Source organism: Nitratireductor mangrovi (assembly GCF_007922615.2).
Taxonomy (GTDB): domain Bacteria; phylum Pseudomonadota; class Alphaproteobacteria; order Rhizobiales; family Rhizobiaceae; genus Mangrovimarina; species Mangrovimarina mangrovi.
The window spans coordinates 1,946,303-1,962,540 of record NZ_CP042301.2; the positions used below are offsets into that span (position 1 = coordinate 1,946,303).

Annotated in this window: 18 protein-coding genes; 4 read left to right on the forward strand and 14 right to left on the reverse strand. The window is 65.5% G+C overall.

Annotated features, from left to right (window positions below):
- Nucleotides 1–116: 116 nt before the first annotated feature.
- From FQ775_RS09595 to FQ775_RS09605, 3 genes are all read left to right on the forward strand, one after another.
- Nucleotides 117–629, forward strand: coding sequence for a hypothetical protein (locus FQ775_RS09595; RefSeq protein WP_146297855.1), 513 nt, complete (start codon nt 117–119; stop codon nt 627–629).
- A gap of 17 nt (nt 630–646) precedes the next feature.
- The gene (locus FQ775_RS09600; protein ID WP_146297856.1) at nt 647–1,480 is read left to right on the forward strand and encodes a crotonase/enoyl-CoA hydratase family protein; all 834 of its coding nucleotides are present in this window, start codon (nt 647–649) and stop codon (nt 1,478–1,480) included.
- Between the two features lie 64 nt (nt 1,481–1,544).
- The gene (locus FQ775_RS09605) at nt 1,545–1,718 is read left to right on the forward strand and encodes a hypothetical protein (protein ID WP_167812879.1); all 174 of its coding nucleotides are present in this window, start codon (nt 1,545–1,547) and stop codon (nt 1,716–1,718) included.
- A 43-nt stretch (nt 1,719–1,761) separates the two neighbouring features.
- On the opposite strand, the gene FQ775_RS09610 is transcribed toward FQ775_RS09605, so the two are convergent.
- The 6 genes from FQ775_RS09610 to yajC all read right to left on the reverse strand — a co-directional run bounded on the left by FQ775_RS09610 (nt 1,762) and on the right by yajC (nt 7,419).
- On the reverse strand, nt 1,762–2,727 hold the full coding sequence (locus FQ775_RS09610; protein WP_206064859.1) for a sterol desaturase family protein: 966 nt from the start codon (nt 2,725–2,727) through the stop codon (nt 1,762–1,764).
- Nucleotides 2,727–3,161, reverse strand: coding sequence for a hypothetical protein (locus FQ775_RS09615; protein WP_146297858.1), 435 nt, complete (start codon nt 3,159–3,161; stop codon nt 2,727–2,729). The genes FQ775_RS09610 and FQ775_RS09615 overlap by 1 nt, the downstream gene beginning before the upstream one ends.
- A 91-nt stretch (nt 3,162–3,252) precedes the next feature.
- Complete coding sequence (locus tag FQ775_RS09620; protein ID WP_146297859.1) at nt 3,253–4,071, reverse strand: phytoene/squalene synthase family protein; 819 nt, start codon at nt 4,069–4,071, stop codon at nt 3,253–3,255.
- Nucleotide 4,072: 1 nt separating this feature from the next.
- Nucleotides 4,073–4,462 carry an Mth938-like domain-containing protein gene (locus FQ775_RS09625; RefSeq protein WP_146297860.1) on the reverse strand — a complete coding sequence of 130 codons (390 nt, stop codon included), beginning with the start codon at nt 4,460–4,462 and terminating at the stop codon, nt 4,073–4,075.
- Between the two features lie 5 nt (nt 4,463–4,467).
- The gene (gene secDF / locus FQ775_RS09630; protein ID WP_146297861.1) at nt 4,468–7,029 is read right to left on the reverse strand and encodes a protein translocase subunit SecDF; all 2,562 of its coding nucleotides are present in this window, start codon (nt 7,027–7,029) and stop codon (nt 4,468–4,470) included.
- A 48-nt stretch (nt 7,030–7,077) separates the two neighbouring features.
- A complete protein-coding gene (gene yajC, locus FQ775_RS09635) occupies nt 7,078–7,419 on the reverse strand; it encodes a preprotein translocase subunit YajC (protein ID WP_146297862.1) in 342 nt (113 codons plus the stop codon).
- A gap of 165 nt (nt 7,420–7,584) precedes the next feature.
- On the opposite strand from yajC, the gene FQ775_RS09640 reads away from it, so the two are divergent.
- Nucleotides 7,585–8,451, forward strand: coding sequence for an ATP-binding protein (locus tag FQ775_RS09640; RefSeq protein ID WP_146297863.1), 867 nt, complete (start codon nt 7,585–7,587; stop codon nt 8,449–8,451).
- A 107-nt stretch (nt 8,452–8,558) separates the two neighbouring features.
- Here FQ775_RS09640 and FQ775_RS09645 read toward each other — a convergent pair whose 3' ends face one another.
- The 8 genes from FQ775_RS09645 to FQ775_RS09680 all read right to left on the reverse strand — a co-directional run bounded on the left by FQ775_RS09645 (nt 8,559) and on the right by FQ775_RS09680 (nt 16,211).
- Nucleotides 8,559–10,139 (reverse strand): peptidoglycan DD-metalloendopeptidase family protein, encoded by a 1,581-nt coding sequence (locus FQ775_RS09645; protein WP_146297864.1) that lies wholly within the window; start codon nt 10,137–10,139, stop codon nt 8,559–8,561.
- A gap of 125 nt (nt 10,140–10,264) precedes the next feature.
- On the reverse strand, nt 10,265–10,918 hold the full coding sequence (locus FQ775_RS09650) for a protein-L-isoaspartate(D-aspartate) O-methyltransferase (RefSeq protein WP_146297865.1): 654 nt from the start codon (nt 10,916–10,918) through the stop codon (nt 10,265–10,267).
- Nucleotides 10,915–11,673 (reverse strand): 5'/3'-nucleotidase SurE, encoded by a 759-nt coding sequence (gene surE / locus FQ775_RS09655; RefSeq protein ID WP_146297866.1) that lies wholly within the window; start codon nt 11,671–11,673, stop codon nt 10,915–10,917. The genes FQ775_RS09650 and surE overlap by 4 nt, the downstream gene beginning before the upstream one ends.
- Before the next feature lie 4 nt (nt 11,674–11,677).
- Nucleotides 11,678–12,973: a serine--tRNA ligase gene (gene serS / locus FQ775_RS09660; RefSeq protein ID WP_146297867.1), complete on the reverse strand. Its 1,296-nt coding sequence runs from the start codon at nt 12,971–12,973 to the stop codon at nt 11,678–11,680.
- A 232-nt stretch (nt 12,974–13,205) separates the two neighbouring features.
- Nucleotides 13,206–14,072 carry a twin-arginine translocase subunit TatC gene (tatC, locus tag FQ775_RS09665; protein ID WP_167812881.1) on the reverse strand — a complete coding sequence of 289 codons (867 nt, stop codon included), beginning with the start codon at nt 14,070–14,072 and terminating at the stop codon, nt 13,206–13,208.
- Complete coding sequence (gene tatB / locus FQ775_RS09670) at nt 14,069–14,737, reverse strand: Sec-independent protein translocase protein TatB (RefSeq protein WP_146297868.1); 669 nt, start codon at nt 14,735–14,737, stop codon at nt 14,069–14,071. Before tatB ends, tatC begins: the two co-directional genes overlap by 4 nt.
- Nucleotides 14,738–14,837: 100 nt before the next feature.
- Nucleotides 14,838–15,050: a twin-arginine translocase TatA/TatE family subunit gene (locus FQ775_RS09675; RefSeq protein WP_146297869.1), complete on the reverse strand. Its 213-nt coding sequence runs from the start codon at nt 15,048–15,050 to the stop codon at nt 14,838–14,840.
- Nucleotides 15,051–15,086: 36 nt separating this feature from the next.
- Nucleotides 15,087–16,211, reverse strand: a complete 1,125-nt coding sequence (locus tag FQ775_RS09680) for an ABC transporter ATP-binding protein (protein ID WP_146297870.1) — start codon at nt 16,209–16,211, stop codon at nt 15,087–15,089.
- Nucleotides 16,212–16,238 lie beyond the last annotated feature (27 nt).

Here is a 16,238-nt window from a genome sequence, read left to right on the forward strand (position 1 = left end):
CCCCGATGAACAGTCGTGTTTTGCGCGCGTGCGCGCTTTTTTTGGGCTGCCTCGCACCCACCGCCTTTCCCGCCCATGCCGATCAGGCCGAGTGCGAAACGGCGGTGCGCGCGTTGATGGCACCCTACGGAAAGAACGCACCGACCAAGCAGATCAACCGGTTTGGAACGTCCGTGACCAGGTTCGGCGAGCACGAAATGCGCGGCTATTCGCTGCAGACGGCCGAGGGCTCGCTCTACTACGATGCCGAGAAGTCTCCCGTCAGCCTCTCCTTCATAAACGGCGATGTCTATACGACGACCGACAAGGGCAAGACCTGGACGCTTGCCAACTCGACATCCGCGGAAGTGATGGAGACGGTTATCGCCGGCATCGTCAGCCAGGCCGAAAAGGCCACCAACATCACATGCGAATACGGCGTCGACCTGAACGGAAAAACGGTCAATCACTACGAAGCCGACTACAAGGTCCATAACACCGGAACGCCCACCCGCAGCGAATACTGGGTCGACCCCGAAACAGGGTTCGTCTGGCGCGACATCATGCATTCGAAAGGCGATCCGGAGATGTTTGTCACCGTCGACGCCGAACCTGCGCCTGACATGGCCCTCCCGGACCCCAACAACTGACAAGGCGGCAGGCGAGCATGAGCGAAATTCAAAGCAGCTTCTTTTCCGTCGAGCGCGACGGCGCCGTCGCGCATCTCGCCATGAACCGGCCCGAGCGGGCCAACGCCATGTCGCCGGATTTCTGGGAAGAACTGCCGCGCCTGATGAGCGCGCTCGACCGCGACGAAGGCGTGCGCTGCGCGGTGATTTCCGGCGAAGGGCGCAACTTCACCGGCGGCATGGATCTCTCCGCCTTTTCCGACATCGCGAAGCTGTTCGACGAGGAGCCGGGCCGCGCTGCCCACGCGCTGCGCGACACGATCCTTAAACTGCAGGAGGCCTTCAACGCTGTCGAACGGGCGCGTTTTCCGGTCATTGCCGCCGTCCACGGTGCCTGCGTCGGCGCCGGCGTCGACCTGATCACGGCCTGCGACATGCGGCTTGCCTCCACCGATGCCTATTTCGCGATCGAGGAAATCCACATCGGCATGGCGGCCGATGTCGGCACGCTGCAGCGCCTGCCGAAGCTGATCGCGCCGGCGGTCGCAGCCGAACTCGCCTTCACCGGCCGACGCTTCTCGGCCGAGGAGGCGCGCGAATACGGGCTGGTTTCGGCCGTGCACGGCTATCGCGAGGCCGTCATCCACGCCGCGCTGGAACTGGCGCAGGAGATCGCCAAAAAGTCGCCGCTGGCGATCGCCGGCATCAAGCGCAACCTCGCCTATGCGCGCGATCACTCGGTCGCCGACGGACTCGACTATGTCGCGACCTGGAACGCCGGCATGCTGCGCGCCGCCGACCTGATGGCGGCCGTGAAGGCCAAGATGGCGAAGCAGGAAGCGGAGTTCGCGGATCTGCTCAAGTCGACGTAGGGCCATCCTGCCATTCGTTCGCTAGCAGCGCGAACTGACTGATCTCTTCGGGTATCGGTCGGTCATGCGTATCCCCTTCGCTGATTCTGGCACGATCGCCATCGCTCAACCGCTTCGAAACTACGCGATAATTGAGATCCCGAAGAAAGGGATAGATCTCAGCCTGAAAAGCTTGGACTTCGGCTTCACTGCGGGGCGCGTGCAGAAAGTTCTGAAGTCGCTGAACAACGACGGCTAGAAGAGCGAACTCTTCGGGCGAAAATGTAAGACGAGACAATATTCTACTCCGCGGGCTGCACCGCGCCCCCGCCTGACGGCGCGGCAGGCAGACCCGGCTTGCCCCCCTCGGCCGGATTGCGGCGGACATAGTCGGCCTTCAGGCTTTCGGAGGTCTCGCGCGAGCCGTCATGGCTCCAGCCAGGCGGCATGAACAGGTATTTCAGCCGCTCAGACAGCGTCAGCCCGGGCGAGAAGGCGTCGCGGAACATGCCGGCCCACTCGTGGAAGGCAACCTTGAGCGGATTGAACGTGCCGAGGTTCTTGACGATGCCGTAGCGCGGCCGGTCCGCCTCCAGTTCCTCCACGAAGGTGCCGAACATGCGGTCCCAGATGATCAGCGTGCCGGCATAGTTGGCGTCGAGATAGCGCGGATTGGTGGCGTGGTGGACGCGGTGATGCGAGGGCGTGTTGAAGATCGCCTCGAACCAGCCCCACATCTTGCCGATCGCCTCGGTGTGGATCCAGAACTGCCAGACGAGGTTGAAGCCGAAGACGAAGGCGATTACCGCCGGGTGAAAGCCCAGAAGCACGATCGGCGCCTGCAGCACGAACATGCCCGTGAATGTGCCGGTCCATGACTGCCTGAGCGCCGTCGACAGATTGTAGTGCTGGCTCGAATGATGGTTGACGTGCTCGGCCCACACCCAGCGGCAGCGATGCGCGATGCGGTGATACCAGTAATAGCGCATATCCTCGAGCAGGAAGGCAACGACGAAGACCCACCAGTGCAGGCCGAAATCAAACACACGGAACTGCCACACCCAGGAAAGCGCGGCATAGGCGACGAAACCGAGCAGGATGCCGGCGACCACGTTGCCGGTGCCCATCATCAGGCTGGTCAGCGTATCGCGGGTTTCGAACTCGCCCTTCGCCCTGCCCGTGCGCACGAGCCAGAGTTCCAGCAGGATGGCGCCGACGAAGAAGGGAATGGCAAGTTCGGTGACCTTGGGAAAGGCGTAGCCGTCCATCAGGCGATCTTTCGTTGCTCGTTCTGGTTGGCGGGCGACAGCCGCGCCGCCACCCGGTCCGCGTCTTCGGCATCGGCAAAGGTGAAACGGCCGCCGCGCCAGGTGAAATCGCGCGTTCCTATGACAAGGGTAGCGGCGCCGTCGCGGCCGACACTGGCGATGTCGGCCGGCGTGACGATGCGGGTCAGGAAATGTGCGCCGAAAGCCTGTACGATGCCGGTTCGAACGCCTTCAAGCTCGAGAAAGGCGGCGGTCGCGGGGTTGGTGAGCAGCACCGATCGCACCTTCTCGCCTGGAAAATCATCGGCGAAGCGCGACCGCGCATGCGCCTCGCCGGAGAGCACGGCATCGCGCGTGCCGCCGGTCCAGTGGACCGCGAGCACCACCGCGGCGATGCCGACAACGACGATGGCGACCAGAACGCCGAGGCTCATGGCTTTGTCGCAACCTCCCCGCATCGAGTACGCCTGATGCCCGCGAGCGCTCTGACGTCTAGCATTTCTTGACGTAAACGTAAAAGGTGCGTCACCAGCCACGCAGGGCGCCGCGCAGAAGAAGCCAGTGCCGCCGCAGTGTTGAAACGGTACGCCCTCCCGCCTCCGGCGCCTCCTCGATGCCCTCGATGAGGGCTGGTACAAGCGCCATCGGCAGGAAAGCCGGACGCAGCGGCGGCGGCAGGCTCTTCGCCCCGCTCTCGAAGGCGGTCAAATGTTCGCGCGCCAGCGAGACCATCGCCGATACGGCTCGTCGCCGGCCTTCGCCGCCGGCAAGCAATTGCTCGCGGTCGCTGCCAACGGCGGCGAGTATATCTGCAGGCACATAGCACTGCCCGCGTGACGCATGCAGTGGCAGCAAGCGCAGCAGATGGGCGATTACCTGCGCACAACCGGCATGCCCGGCCAGGTCGGCGGTCGAGCGGGCCGCGTCGGCATCGAGCACCATCGCGGCAAGTTGGATCAGCGCCGAGCCGGTCTCGCCGCAATAGCCTTCGAGCGTCGTCCTGTCCGGCATCGGATCGTCGTAGAGGTCGAAAATGCGCGCTTCGAGCATATTGTCGAAGGCGGCCACCGGCAGCCGATACTCCGCGACCGCCGTGATTAGCGCGTCGGCGACGGGATGGCCGGTTGCTTGACCGGCAGCAATCGCATCACGCCACCATTGCAGGCGGATTTCGCCCGGCATCGGTTCGTGGATCAGGTCGCGAATACGCGCCGTCTCGGCATCGAACGCATAAAGGGCCCACAAGGCCTCTCGGTGGGCGGTAGGCGCATAGAGTACGGACAGATAACGGTCCGGATCGGCTTCGCGCACGATCCCGGCGGCATGGCTTGACACGTCCGCCATCTCAGTCGACGGCAATCAGCGCGGCCGCAACGGCGCGATCCTCGGCAAGCAGCACATTGTAGGTGCGCACCGCCGCGCCCGTCGACATCGGATCGCAGGCTATACTGGCGCCACGGAAGGCCTCGCGCAGTTCCTTCGGCAAGGGGCGCAACTCGGGGCCCATGCCGACCAGCAGGATCTCGATGTCGTCCGCCTCGTCGAGAACCCGCTGGAGGTCGCCGCTGGCAAGGCTCGCAGGATCGGCGGGTTGCCAGCCGTGGATGCCGGACGGCAGACACAGGATCGAGCCGCGATGCGACATGTCGGCGAAGCGAAAGCCGCCATTGCCGTACGCGTCGATCGGCGCGCGGCCCGGGAAGTGGGCCTCGCGCATGTTGATGCCGAGTGCCATGGCGATCAGGCCTTGGACGGTTCAGCCGGGGTCTGTCCGCCTTCCTCTTCCTTGTCCGACGAAAGCGCGCCAGGCCTGAGCTTGAACAGGATCAGGATCGGCGCTGCGATGAAGATCGACGAATAGGTGCCGAACAGGACGCCGAAGAGCATCGCGGCGGTGAACGAGCGGATGACCTCGCCACCGAACAGGAACAGCGCCAGCAACGCCAGCAGCGTTGTCACCGATGTCATCATGGTGCGCGACAGCGTCAGGTTGATGGCGTTGTTGAGCAACTCCGGCAGCGCCAGCTTCTTGTAGCGGCGCAATTCCTCGCGCACGCGGTCATAGACCACCACCGTATCGTTGAGAGAATAGCCGACAATGGTCAGGATGGCCGCGATCGAGGACTGGTTGAACTCTATCCCGGAGACGACGAAGAAGCCGACGGTAATGACGATATCGTGCACCGTCGCGATAATGGCGCCGATCGCGAACTGCCACTCGAAGCGCAGCCAGACATAGACCATGATCAGGCAGAACGCGACGAGTACGCCGATCGTACCTTGCGAGGCCAGTTCACCGGAGACGGTCGGGCCGACCGTCTCGATGCGGCGAATGTCGAAATCCTCCTCCAGTTCGCCACGCACCTTCACGACAACGCTTTGCTCGGCGTTGTCGCCGGCCTCCTGCGAGGCAACCCGGATCAGGACATCGCTTTCGACGCCGAACTGCTGAACCTGAACGTCACCTATGTTCAGTCCGGAAAGCCGACCGCGAATGTCACCGATGTCTGCGGGCGAGCCGTCCCTGGTCTGGACCTCGATCAGCGAGCCGCCCTTGAAGTCGATGCCGTAATTCATGCCGACGGCGATGAAGAGCACGACCGAGGCGACCGACAGGAACGCCGACAGCGCGAAGGTGATGCGCCGGATCCGCATGAAGGGGATTCTGGTGCCTGGGCGGACCAATGACAAAAAGGAGCGCGGAAGCTCCTTCGGCTTGCGGCGGCGCACCCATTCGGCCAGCATCCAGCGGGTGAAGGTGAACGCCGTAAAGACGGTCGTCACGATGCCGATGGCCAGTGTGACGGCAAAACCACGCACCGGCCCGCTGCCGAGATAAAACAGCACGACGGCGGCGATCAGGGTGGTGACGTTGGCGTCGACGATGGTCGCGAAGGCGCGCGCAAAGCCGGTATCGATCGCCTGGATCAGCGAGCGGCCGTTGCGTCGCTCCTCGCGGATGCGCTCGTAGATAAGCACGTTGGAATCGACCGCCATGCCCATGGTGAGCACGATGCCGGCGATGCCCGGCAAGGTCAGCGTGGCGCCAAGCACGGAGAGCAGAGCCACGATCATGGAGACGTTGGCGACCAGCGCCAGATTGGCGACGAGGCCGAGCATGCCGTAGGCCGCCATCATGAAGGCCACGACGAGGATCGCGCCGATGACGCCGGCGATCTTGCCGGCATCGATGGAATCCTGGCCGAGGCCCGGACCCACGGTGCGCTCCTCGATGATCGTCAGTGTCGCCGGCAACGCGCCGGCGCGCAGCAGCACCGCCAGATCATTGGCGCTCTGGACGTCGAAACTGCCGGATATCTGGCCGGTGCCGCCGAGGATCGGTTCGCGGATCTGCGGTGCCGAAATGACCTGGTTGTCGAGGATGATGGCAAACAGCCGCCCGACATTCTCCTGCGTCGTCTGGCCGAAGCGCGTCGCGCCCTTGGTGTCGAACCGGAACGATACCACCGGCTCGTTGGTGCGCTGGTCGAACGTAGCCTGCGCGTCGACGAGGTTTTCGCCCGACACGATCACCCGGTTCTCGATCAGATAGGGGACCGGCGGATCGTCGGTCGAATAAAGGACCGTGGTTCCGGGTGGCGGCCGGCCCTCGATCGCCTCCTCGACCGGCATGGAATTGTCGACCATCTGGAAGGTCAGCTTGGCAGTCTGGCCGAGGATGTCCTTCAGGCGCTCCGGATCCTGCAGACCGGGCACCTGTACCAGGATGCGGTCGTCGCCCTGGCGCTGGATGATCGGCTCGGTAGTGCCGAGTTCGTTGACGCGGCGGCCGACCACCTCGATCGACTGCGACAGCGCCGAGGCAAGCCGGTAGCGGATGCCTTCCTCGGTCAGCGTGAAGCGCAGCAGACCGGGCTCCGGCTCCTCCAGAGTCAGTTCGGTAATGGTGCCGCCGGCGAACAGGCCGGCCGAAACCGGCTCGATGAGTTGCGCCAGGGCCTCTCGGGCGCGCTCGACGTCGCCGGTGTCGCGGATGCGCACCTGCACCGTCCGGTTCGAACCGGAAAGGCCGGTATAGCCGATGCGCGCGTCGCGCAGCAGGCGGCGCACGTCGTCGCGCGTCGTCTCCAGCCGCTCCTCGATCAGGTCGCGCCGTTCGATCTGCAGCAGGATGTGCGAGCCACCCTGCAGGTCGAGGCCCAGCGTCATCTGCCGCTTAGGCATCCACTCCGGCAGCCCGGCCACGGTCGCCGGTGAGAACAGGTTCGGCAACGCGAACACGACGCCGGCGAGCACGGCCAGCAAGATGAGAGTGGTCTTCCAGCGCGTGAAATAGAGCATATGCCTGTCCGTCGGGGCGACAAGGACAGCTTGCCGCCCGCTTTGGGTTTATTTTTTGGCGTTCTGGTTGGCGACCGGCTCGCCCTTCACGCGCACTTCGGCGATGGTGCCGCGCACTGCGGTGACCTTGACGCCGCCGCCGAGGTCGACCTCGAGCTCGTTGTCGTTGATGACCTTCGTCACCTTGCCGAGAAGGCCGCCACCCGTCACCACCGAATCGCCGCGGCGGATGGCCGTCAGCATCTCCTGGCGCTTCTTCATCTGCTGCCGCTGCGGGCGAATGATGAGGAAATACATGATCACGAAGATCAGCACGAAGGGCAGGATGCTGATCAGCATGTCGGGGCCGCCCGCTCCTCCTGTCTGCGCATAAGCCGGTGTCACGAGCATCAAATTCTCCTGAGAACGCGGACCGTGCGCGAAGCGCCCCGGCCCAAGGTGGGCGGAATATAGTCTCTAGCGCCTCCAATGCAACCGGATCAACGGGCCGCGGCGACGCTTTTGCCGGCCGCAACCGCGTGCTAGAGCGCCAAAAACGGGAATGGAATTCACCGCATGGCTCGCGACACGACCGAAACCCTCAGCGCCAAGCTCGACCGGCTGATCGAGGCGGTGTCGCGGCTGGCGCCAACACCGGCGCCAACGCCCGACTTCACGAGCGCCGACTGCTTCGTGTGGCAGGCCGAGACGGGAACGCTGGCACCGGTCGAGCGGGTCAACCGTGTCGATCTGTCGCTGATCCGCGGCGTCGACCGGGTGCGCGACATCCTCGTCGACAACACGCACCGCTTCGCCGACGGCTTTCCGGCCAACAACGTGCTTTTGTGGGGCGCGCGCGGCATGGGCAAGTCGTCACTGGTCAAGGCCGCCCATGCCGAAGTGAACGAAGGGCGCGACGACGCGCTGCGGCTGATCGAGATCCACCGCGAGGACATCGACACCTTGCCGGCGCTTCTCGCCCTGGTGAAGGCCGCACCGCACCGCTTCATCCTCTTTTGCGACGACCTTTCCTTCGATCACGACGACACCTCGTATAAGTCGCTGAAGGCCGCGCTCGAAGGCGGCGTCGAGGGCCGCCCGGAGAACGTCATCTTCTACGCCACCTCCAACCGTCGCCACCTGTTGCCGCGCGACATGATCGAGAACGAGCGCTCGACGGCGATCAACCCGTCAGAGGCGGTCGAGGAGAAAGTGTCGCTGTCGGACCGCTTCGGCCTTTGGCTCGGCTTCCACAAATGCTCGCAGGACGACTATCTGGAGATGGTTTCGGGCTATGTCGGCCATTACGGGCTGACGATCGACGCCGACGCCTTGCGCGCCGAGGCGCTGGAATGGGCAACGACGCGCGGCGCGCGCTCCGGTCGCGTCGCCTGGCAGTTCGTGCAGGACCTCGCCGGGCGCCTCGGCCAGAAACTCGGTTAGCAGCAACCGCCGCCACGAAATCGCCCGTCCCTTTGCGGGGACGGGCGAAGCTGGCGGGTCCGACTGGAGGCGGGTGACCCGCTGACTTCGTTCTTTTTCTTGTTGCGCTATTCGAGGTAACCGCTCGGATCGACCGGCACCGAGTCCTTGCGGACCTCGAAGTGCAGCTTCGGCAGGTCGGCAGCACCGCTCATGCCGGAACGCGCGATCTCCTGGCCGCGCCGCACCTTGTCGCCGCGCGCCACCTTGAGCTCGCTGGCATGGCCGTAAACGGTCACCAGCCCGTCCTCGTGGCGCACCAGTACCGTGTTGCCGAACTCCTTGAGGCCGTCGCCGGCATAGATGACGACGCCATTTTCGGCAGCCTTCACCGAGGTGCCTTCGGGAACCGCGATATCGATGCCGTCATTCGGCTTGGCGCCGGCGGTGCGGCCGTAGCCGGCGATTACCCGGCCGCGCACCGGCCAGCGCATGCGCTCCACGCCGGTCGCCTCGGGCGCGATCGCCGCGCTCTTTGTCACCGTCTCCTCGATCGCCTTGGCGGATTCGCCTGCCTCGGCGGTCTCGCCGCTCGGTGGCGTGTAGGCGCTCACCGGGCTATCGGCCTTCTGCGGCGTCGAGGCAGTCTTGACCGGATCAACGTTGTCGGCAGTCGCGACCACGGTCTCGCCCGCAGCCGGAATGCGCAGTTTCTGGCCGATCTGCAGCACACCGTCGGAAAGCCCGTTCGCCGTCTTCAGGCTTGCTGTGGTCACGCCGTGGCGCTTGGCGATGGCGTAAAGCGTGTCGCCGGAAACCACGGTGTAGAGACCGCCATCACCCGCCGGCGCAGCCTTCTTCGCCGTGTCGACATTGGTCGCGTCGGCGACCGCCGTGCGTTCCTTGGGCTTCGGCGTCTGCGGCAGGATCGCGACATCGCGCGCCGGCGTCGGCGACGGCAGCGGCACCTCGTCGGCCGGCACGTCATAGCGCGAGCCGCGCGACGACTTCGCCTCCATCACGTTGGGATTGGCATCGGGCGCCGAGACCGGCGCCTTGCGCGAATAGACATAGGTCGGAATGACCACCTTCTGCCCGGCGGTCAGGTCGTTCGCCGACGTCAGGCCGTTGACGGTCATGATCGCCTTGACCGGCACTCCGAAGCGGCGCGACAGATTGTAGAGCGTCTCGCCCTCGCGGATCGTCACCTGCGTGCCGCCGGCGCGCGACCAGCCCGCCTGCCCACCCTCACCCGCCACAGCGGTCTCGACGGCCGCGGGCGCCGGACGCGGCGCAGCAGTCCCGGTGACGGTCCGGTCCAATCCACGGTCGGCCGGCATGGGCGTCGCCTGCGGCGCCGCGCGGCTCGTCTCTTGCGGCTTGGCCGGCAGCGGTTGGCGCGCGACCGGCTGCAGTTCCTCGCGGCGGACATCGGCGCGGGCCACCTGAACCGGCTCGACCGCGGCGCGGTTGACCGAACCGGTATAGGTGCCGTCGACCGGTACCGGCTTGGGACGGACATCGCCGGGGAACGGCTGGTCGAGCGCATCGCCGATGATGGCGCGCTGGTTGTCGGTGGAACCGGTGAAGATTTCTTCGTCGAAGCGGGAAACGCCGGAGCTGCAACCCGCCAGGAACGTGCCGGCGGCCAGGATCGCCGCCCAGCGAGCGCAATCGCGCCCCGCCATACCCATTACACTGATACGCATCACACTACCCGCGTGTACCCGTTACGGAACCTCACTTGCCTAAAATTAAAGCGTGTTAATCTTACTGCGTCGTTAAGAGCAGGCGGTTTGCGGGCGGATTCGTGGAAAAAACTTGCGTGGGCCGTTCAGATGACGGCGGCAACGCCCGAAAGCACTGGCTGGAAACGCACGACGCCGATGTCGGCGCGGTCGAACCGGCTGCCGACCTTTTGCAGGCGGGCAAGCGCCTGCTCTTCCTCCGGACCGCCGATCGGCGTGATCATGATACCGCCTGAGGAGAGCTGGTCGACAAACTGGCGCGGAAGCGCGGCAAAGGCTGCCCACGACACGATGCGGTCGAACGGCCCCTCGCCGGCAAGCCCGTTCGCGGCGTCGGCCTGACGGGCAATGATATTGCCGATGCCCAGTGCCTCGAAGCGGTGGCGCGCCTGCGCGGTCAGCGTCTTGTAGTGGTCGACCGTCACCACCCGGCCGGCGAGACGTGACATCACCGCGGCGGAATAGCCCGACCCGGTGCCGATCTCGAGCACGCGGTGATGTTCCTCGAGTTCGAGCGCGTGGATGATCTGCGCCTGCAGGTCGATGCCTTCCAGCGTCTCGCCGCATTCGATCGGGATCATGCGGTCGGACCACACGACCGGTTGCCACTGGCCCGAGACGAAGCCCCGTCGCGGTACCGATTCGATCGCCGAAATCAATCGCTTGTCGTCGACGCCGCGGGCGCGGATGCGCAACAGGAAGGCGGCAAAGCCTTCGCGGTCGTCGACGGGCCGGTTCATGCGATCGCCTTCTCCAGCCTGTCCTTGACCTCGTGTGCCGTGAGGTCGAGCTTGAGCGGCGTGACGGAGACGTAATTGTCGCGCACGGCGGCAAGATCGCTTCCCTCGCGCACCTCGGAAGGCTGGCGGCCGAAGCGCAGCCAGTAATAGGGAAAGTTGCGGCCGTCGCGGCGCTCGTCGATCCAAAGCCCGTGCAAGAGCTTGCCCTGCGCGGTGACACGGGTGCCCAGAACCGCCTCCGGCTCGCAATTGGGGAAGTTCACGTTGAGGAAGACGCCTTCGGGCAGATCCATGGCGACCAGCTTCTTCAGAAGCTTCGGCGCCAGCCCTTCGGCGACATGCCAGGGCACGATGCGCTCGTCGTCGCGGAAATTGTAGGCCTGCGACAGCGCGATCGAACGGACGCCGACCAGGGCGCCCTCCATGGCGCCGGCGACCGTCCCGGAATAGGTGACGTCGTCGGCAAGGTTGCCGCCCGAATTGACGCCGGAAAGCACGAGGTCCGGCGGCTCCGGCATGATCTTCCGAACGCCCATGATGACGCAGTCGGTCGGCGTGCCGCGCAGCGCGTAATGGCGATCGTCGAGCTTGCGCATCCGGAGCGGCTCGGAGAGCGACAGCGAGTGCGCGAACCCGGACTGGTCGGTCTCGGGCGCCACCACCCATATGTCGTCGGACAGGGTCGCCGCGATACGCTCCAGCACCTGGAGCCCCTCGGCATGGATGCCGTCGTCATTGGTTAAGAGAATGCGCATCGGTTCAGCCAATCCTCTCGAGGCCACCCATGTAAGGGCGCAATGCTTCAGGAATGGTGACCGAGCCGTCGGCGTTCTGGTAGTTTTCCATGACCGCGATCAGCGCCCGGCCGACCGCCGTGCCCGAGCCGTTGAGCGTGTGCACGAAGCGGGTCTGCTTTTCACCCTCTGGGCGGTAACGCGCGTCCATGCGGCGGGCCTGGAAGTCGCCGCAGACCGAGCAGGACGAGATCTCGCGATAGGCGTTCTGGCCGGGCAGCCAGACCTCGATGTCGTAGGTCTTGCGCGCGCCGAAACCCATGTCGCCGGTGCACAAGACCACGGTGCGGTAGGGCAGGCCGAGGCGCTTCAGCACCTCCTCGGCGCAGGCCGTCATGCGCTCGTGTTCGTCCAGCGAGCTCTTCTCGTCGGTGATCGACACCAGTTCGACCTTGTAGAACTGATGCTGGCGCAGCATGCCGCGCGTGTCCTTGCCGGCCGAGCCGGCCTCGGAACGGAAGCACGGCGTCAGCGCCGTGAAGCGCAGCGGCAGGTCCTTCGCTTCGAGGATTTCCTCGCGCACGAGGTTGGTGAGCGGGACTTCGGCGGTGGGGATGAGGCCAAGACGGGCACCTGAGTGTGGAGCAAAGAAGAGGTCCTCGCCGAACTTCGGCAACTGCCCCGTGCCAAACAATGCGTCGTCGCGCACCAGCAACGGCGGCTGCACCTCCAGATAGCCGTGCTCGGTCGTGTGCAGGTCGAGCATGAACTGGCCGAGCGCGCGCTCGAGCCGTGCCAGTTGCCCCTTGAGCACCGTGAAGCGGCTGCCGGAAAGCTTGGCCGCGCGCTCGAAATCCATCAGGCCGAGCGCCTCGCCGATCTCGAAATGCTCTCTGGCCGAACTGGCGCGCGCCGGTTCGCCGACGCGGCGGACTTGGACGTTGTCGTTTTCGTCCTTGCCCACCGGCACGTCATCGAGCGGCACATTGGGCAGCACCGCCAGCGCATCGCTCAGCGCCTTGTCGAACTCGCGCTCCCTGGCCTCTCCCTCCTGGACGAAACTCTTGATCGCGGCGACCTCCTGCTTGAGCCGTTCGGCCAGCTCGAGGTCCTTTTGCGCCATCGCCTTGCCGATCTCCTTGGAGGCGGCGTTGCGGCGCTCCTGCTTCTGCTGCAGTTCGGTCAGATGCGCGCGGCGCGCCTCGTCCTTCGCCACCAGATCGTCGACCGCGGAGCGCGACTCGTCTGCCGACCAGCCGCGCTTTTGAAGCGCCTCGGCAAGGGCCTGCGGGTTTTCGCGAATCCATCTGATGTCGAGCATGTCGAGGACGTCCCTGATAGGCGATGGCGAGGAGATTGCCCCCTCACCCGGCCTCCGCTTCGCTCGGCCACCCTCTCCCCGCCGGGGAGAGGAGGTCGGCAGCGTCTCCGCCTGCCTCTTCTCCCCTCGGGGAGAGGGTGGCCGCGGAGCGGCCGGATGAGGGGGTAAACCGCAAACCGAAATGAAGCAAGTGCGCCCGGCCATTCAGCGTGCCGGACAATGGCGCAGGCCGTCAGGCGCTCGGCGCGCCGTCCTCCTGTTTCTCGCCCGCTGCCGCGCTTTCCTCCTCCGCCTCGGCCTTCTCGCGTTCGGCGCGCTCTTCCTCGCGCTTCTTCTCGACCATGCGGGCGAGCCAGATCGAGACCTCGTAGAGCAGGATCGTCGGCAGGGCGAGGCCGAGCTGGCTCACCGGGTCGGGCGGGGTGAGGATGGCGGCGACGATGAAGGCGAAGACGATGGCGTATTTGCGCTTGTCGGCAAGGCCGGTCGAGGTCAGGAGCTCGACGCGGGCCATCAGCGTGGTCACCACCGGCAGCTGGAAGACCAGCCCGAAGGAAAAGATCAGGGTCATGATCAGACCCAGATATTCCGACACCCGCGGCAACAGCGAGATCTGGATCTCGGTGTCGGGGCCAACCTGCTGCATCGACAGGAAGAACCACATCACCATCGGGGTGAAGAAGAAATAGACCAGCGCGCCGCCGATCAGGAACAGGATCGGCGAGGCGATCAGGAACGGCATGAAAGCGCGGCGCTCGTTGCGGTAGAGCCCCGGCGCGACGAATTTGTAGATCTGCGCGGCGATCACCGGGAAGGCGATCACCAGCCCGCCGAACATGGCGAGCTTGATCTGGGTGAAGAAGAACTCCTGCGGGGCCGTGTAGATCAGGTCGACCTTGTCGGAATCGAGCCCGGCCCAGTTCGTCGCCCACTGGAACGGGATCACCAGAAGGTTGAAGATGTCGCGGGCGAAGAAGAAGCAGATCAGGAAGGCGACGAAGAAGCCGCCGATCGACCACATCAGCCGCTGGCGCAACTCGATCAGGTGATCCATCAGCGGGGCCGATGACTTGTCGATATCGTCGTCGTGAACGTTCACGATGTCGCCCCGGTTTTCTTCGTCGCCGCCGGTTTCTTCTCGGCAGGCTTTTTCGCCGGAGCAGGTTTCGACGCGGCGGGCTTCGCCGCGGCCGTCTTCTTGGCAGCCGTTTTCGACGTGCCCTTGGCCGGGGCCTTGGCAGCGCCGTTGCCGCCGGCCTTTGCAGCGGAGGTCGTCTTGGAAGACGCCGCCCCGGTGGCCGCGGTCTTGGCGGAAGCGCCGCCTGACGCAGCAGCGGCGGCTCCGTCGGCCGCCTTCGCGGCGGACGCGGTCCCCTCGCCCGGCATCGCGGTGGCGCCGGCCTTGGCCGGTGCGGTGGCCTGCGCCGGCGCGTCGGGCGCCTGCGTCTTCGCCGGCTGCGGCTTCATCAGGTCGTCAAGCCCGGCGCGCACGTCGGCGGCCGCCTTTTCCATCGGATTGAGCGCCTTCTTGATCTCCGAAGTCGGGTTCAGCTTGCGGGCGCTGTCGATGGTCGACTTGACGTCGTCGAGTTCGGCCTCCTTCAGCGCCTCGTCGAACTGCTTGCGGAAGTCGCCCGCCATCGAACGCAGCTTGGTCGTCGTCCGCCCGAATGTACGCAGCATTCGCGGCAGGTCTTTCGGCCCCACGACCACGATCAGCACGATCGCGATCACGAGCATTTCCGGCCAACCGATGTCGAACATGGCTTATCTGTTCCGGCCGACGGCGTTCAGTGGTTCGGTTACGAGCCCGTAATCGAGCGGGGATCGAATGTCGCGCACCACCAGCCGGTCGGGCGCCTCGTCAGGACTTCGATGCCTTTTCCTTCGGCGCTTCGTCGTCGCGATGCTCGACGGTCTTGGCGTTGGCCGCCTCGTCCTCGTCGGACATGCCCTTCTTGAAGCTCTTGATGCCCTTGGCCATGTCGCCCATCAGCTCCGGAATCTTGCCGCGCCCGAACAGCAGCAGCACGACCACGAGCACGATAAGCCAGTGCCAGATCGAGAAGGTTCCCATTTCAAACCCTTTTTTGAACGCGTTTCGTTCTCTGATTTAGGCGTTTTCCGCCTGCCTTTCAAACACAAGCACATCAGACTTTCGCACCGTAAGCCAGATGTCGCGCAGGCCGGGCGGCAACACGCCGCGCCTTATTCGTGCCCGGACTGGCTCGTCGGCGCCCGGAACTGCAAGCTCCAGCGCCTCGGCCTCGCCCAGGAAGCGCCGGGATATCACCCTTGCTTCGGTCTCGCCATTCTTTTCCTGCGCCTCGATGCCTTCAAGGCGGATGGCGACGGTCACCGGCGCGATACCGGCGAAGCTCGGCGCGGGGAACTTGCCGAGCGGCGTCTCGACCCAGCCGTCGCGGGCGGTCGCGTCGAACAGGTTGAGTTCGGAGAAGAAGCCGGCAACGAAAAGGTCGGCCGGGTTCTGGAACAGCGTCTCGGCCGGCCCGACCTGGACCAGCCGCCCGTCTTTCAGAAGCGCGATGCGGTCGCCCATGCGCATCGCTTCCTCGGCATCATGTGTCACCACGATCGCGGTTGCCCTGCTCTGGCGCAGGATGGCGAGCGTCTCGGCGCGCACGGTGTCCTTCAGCCGCGAGTCGAGCCCGGAGAACGGCTCGTCGAGCAGAAGAACCGCCGGCCGCGGCGCCAGCGCGCGGGCAAGCGCCACGCGCTGCTGCTCGCCGCCCGAAAGGATGTGCGGAAAGGAATGCGCGTGGTGGGTGAGGCCGACGCGGGCGATCGCGGCCAGCGCCTCGCGCCTGGCGTCCGCGGGCGACAGCGCGGTCAGCCCGAAACGCACATTGTCGAGGATGGAAAGGTGCGGAAACAGCGCGAAATCCTGGAAAACCAGCCCGATCGAGCGCTTTTCCGGCGGAACGAAGACATTCGGGCCGGAGATCTCGCGGTCGTTGAGCAGGATCCGCCCGCGCGTCTGGGTCTCGATGCCGGCGGCGATCCTGAGCAGCGTCGTCTTGCCCGAACCCGATGGACCCAGCAGGCAAAGCACCTCGCCCGGCTCAGCGGTCAGCGAAACCCCGCGCAGGGTTTCGGCCGTACGGCTGAAGGAATGCCAGATATTGTCGAAGGCGAGTCGGGCGGCGAAGGACACGCCGGCGGGCAGGCGCCCTGCCCGTTCAGCCGGCTCCGGCCGCTTGCTGTCCGCCTGTTCCATATGACCGCCGCCACCAGCTTGCGCCGC

Bases quoted from the DNA above. Each gene is read 5' to 3' on its own strand.
- yajC (WP_146297862.1), bottom strand. From the start codon at position 7,419: ATGCTCGTGACACCGGCTTATGCGCAGACAGGAGGAGCGGGCGGCCCC.
- surE (WP_146297866.1), bottom strand. From the start codon at position 11,673: ATGCGCATTCTCTTAACCAATGACGACGGCATCCATGCCGAGGGGCTC.
- FQ775_RS09675 (WP_146297869.1), bottom strand. From the start codon at position 15,050: ATGGGAACCTTCTCGATCTGGCACTGGCTTATCGTGCTCGTGGTCGTG.
- FQ775_RS09595 (WP_146297855.1), top strand. From the start codon at position 117: ATGGCACCCTACGGAAAGAACGCACCGACCAAGCAGATCAACCGGTTT.
- FQ775_RS09625 (WP_146297860.1), bottom strand. From the start codon at position 4,462: ATGGCACTCGGCATCAACATGCGCGAGGCCCACTTCCCGGGCCGCGCG.
- FQ775_RS09645 (WP_146297864.1), bottom strand. From the start codon at position 10,139: ATGCGTATCAGTGTAATGGGTATGGCGGGGCGCGATTGCGCTCGCTGG.
- tatB (WP_146297868.1), bottom strand. From the start codon at position 14,737: ATGTTCGACATCGGTTGGCCGGAAATGCTCGTGATCGCGATCGTGCTG.
- FQ775_RS09650 (WP_146297865.1), bottom strand. From the start codon at position 10,918: ATGAACCGGCCCGTCGACGACCGCGAAGGCTTTGCCGCCTTCCTGTTG.
- serS (WP_146297867.1), bottom strand. From the start codon at position 12,973: ATGCTCGACATCAGATGGATTCGCGAAAACCCGCAGGCCCTTGCCGAG.
- FQ775_RS09615 (WP_146297858.1), bottom strand. From the start codon at position 3,161: ATGAGCCTCGGCGTTCTGGTCGCCATCGTCGTTGTCGGCATCGCCGCG.
- FQ775_RS09620 (WP_146297859.1), bottom strand. From the start codon at position 4,071: ATGGCGGACGTGTCAAGCCATGCCGCCGGGATCGTGCGCGAAGCCGAT.
- FQ775_RS09600 (WP_146297856.1), top strand. From the start codon at position 647: ATGAGCGAAATTCAAAGCAGCTTCTTTTCCGTCGAGCGCGACGGCGCC.
- FQ775_RS09680 (WP_146297870.1), bottom strand. From the start codon at position 16,211: ATGGAACAGGCGGACAGCAAGCGGCCGGAGCCGGCTGAACGGGCAGGG.
- FQ775_RS09610 (WP_206064859.1), bottom strand. From the start codon at position 2,727: ATGGACGGCTACGCCTTTCCCAAGGTCACCGAACTTGCCATTCCCTTC.
- secDF (WP_146297861.1), bottom strand. From the start codon at position 7,029: ATGCTCTATTTCACGCGCTGGAAGACCACTCTCATCTTGCTGGCCGTG.
- FQ775_RS09640 (WP_146297863.1), top strand. From the start codon at position 7,585: ATGGCTCGCGACACGACCGAAACCCTCAGCGCCAAGCTCGACCGGCTG.
- FQ775_RS09605 (WP_167812879.1), top strand. From the start codon at position 1,545: ATGCGTATCCCCTTCGCTGATTCTGGCACGATCGCCATCGCTCAACCG.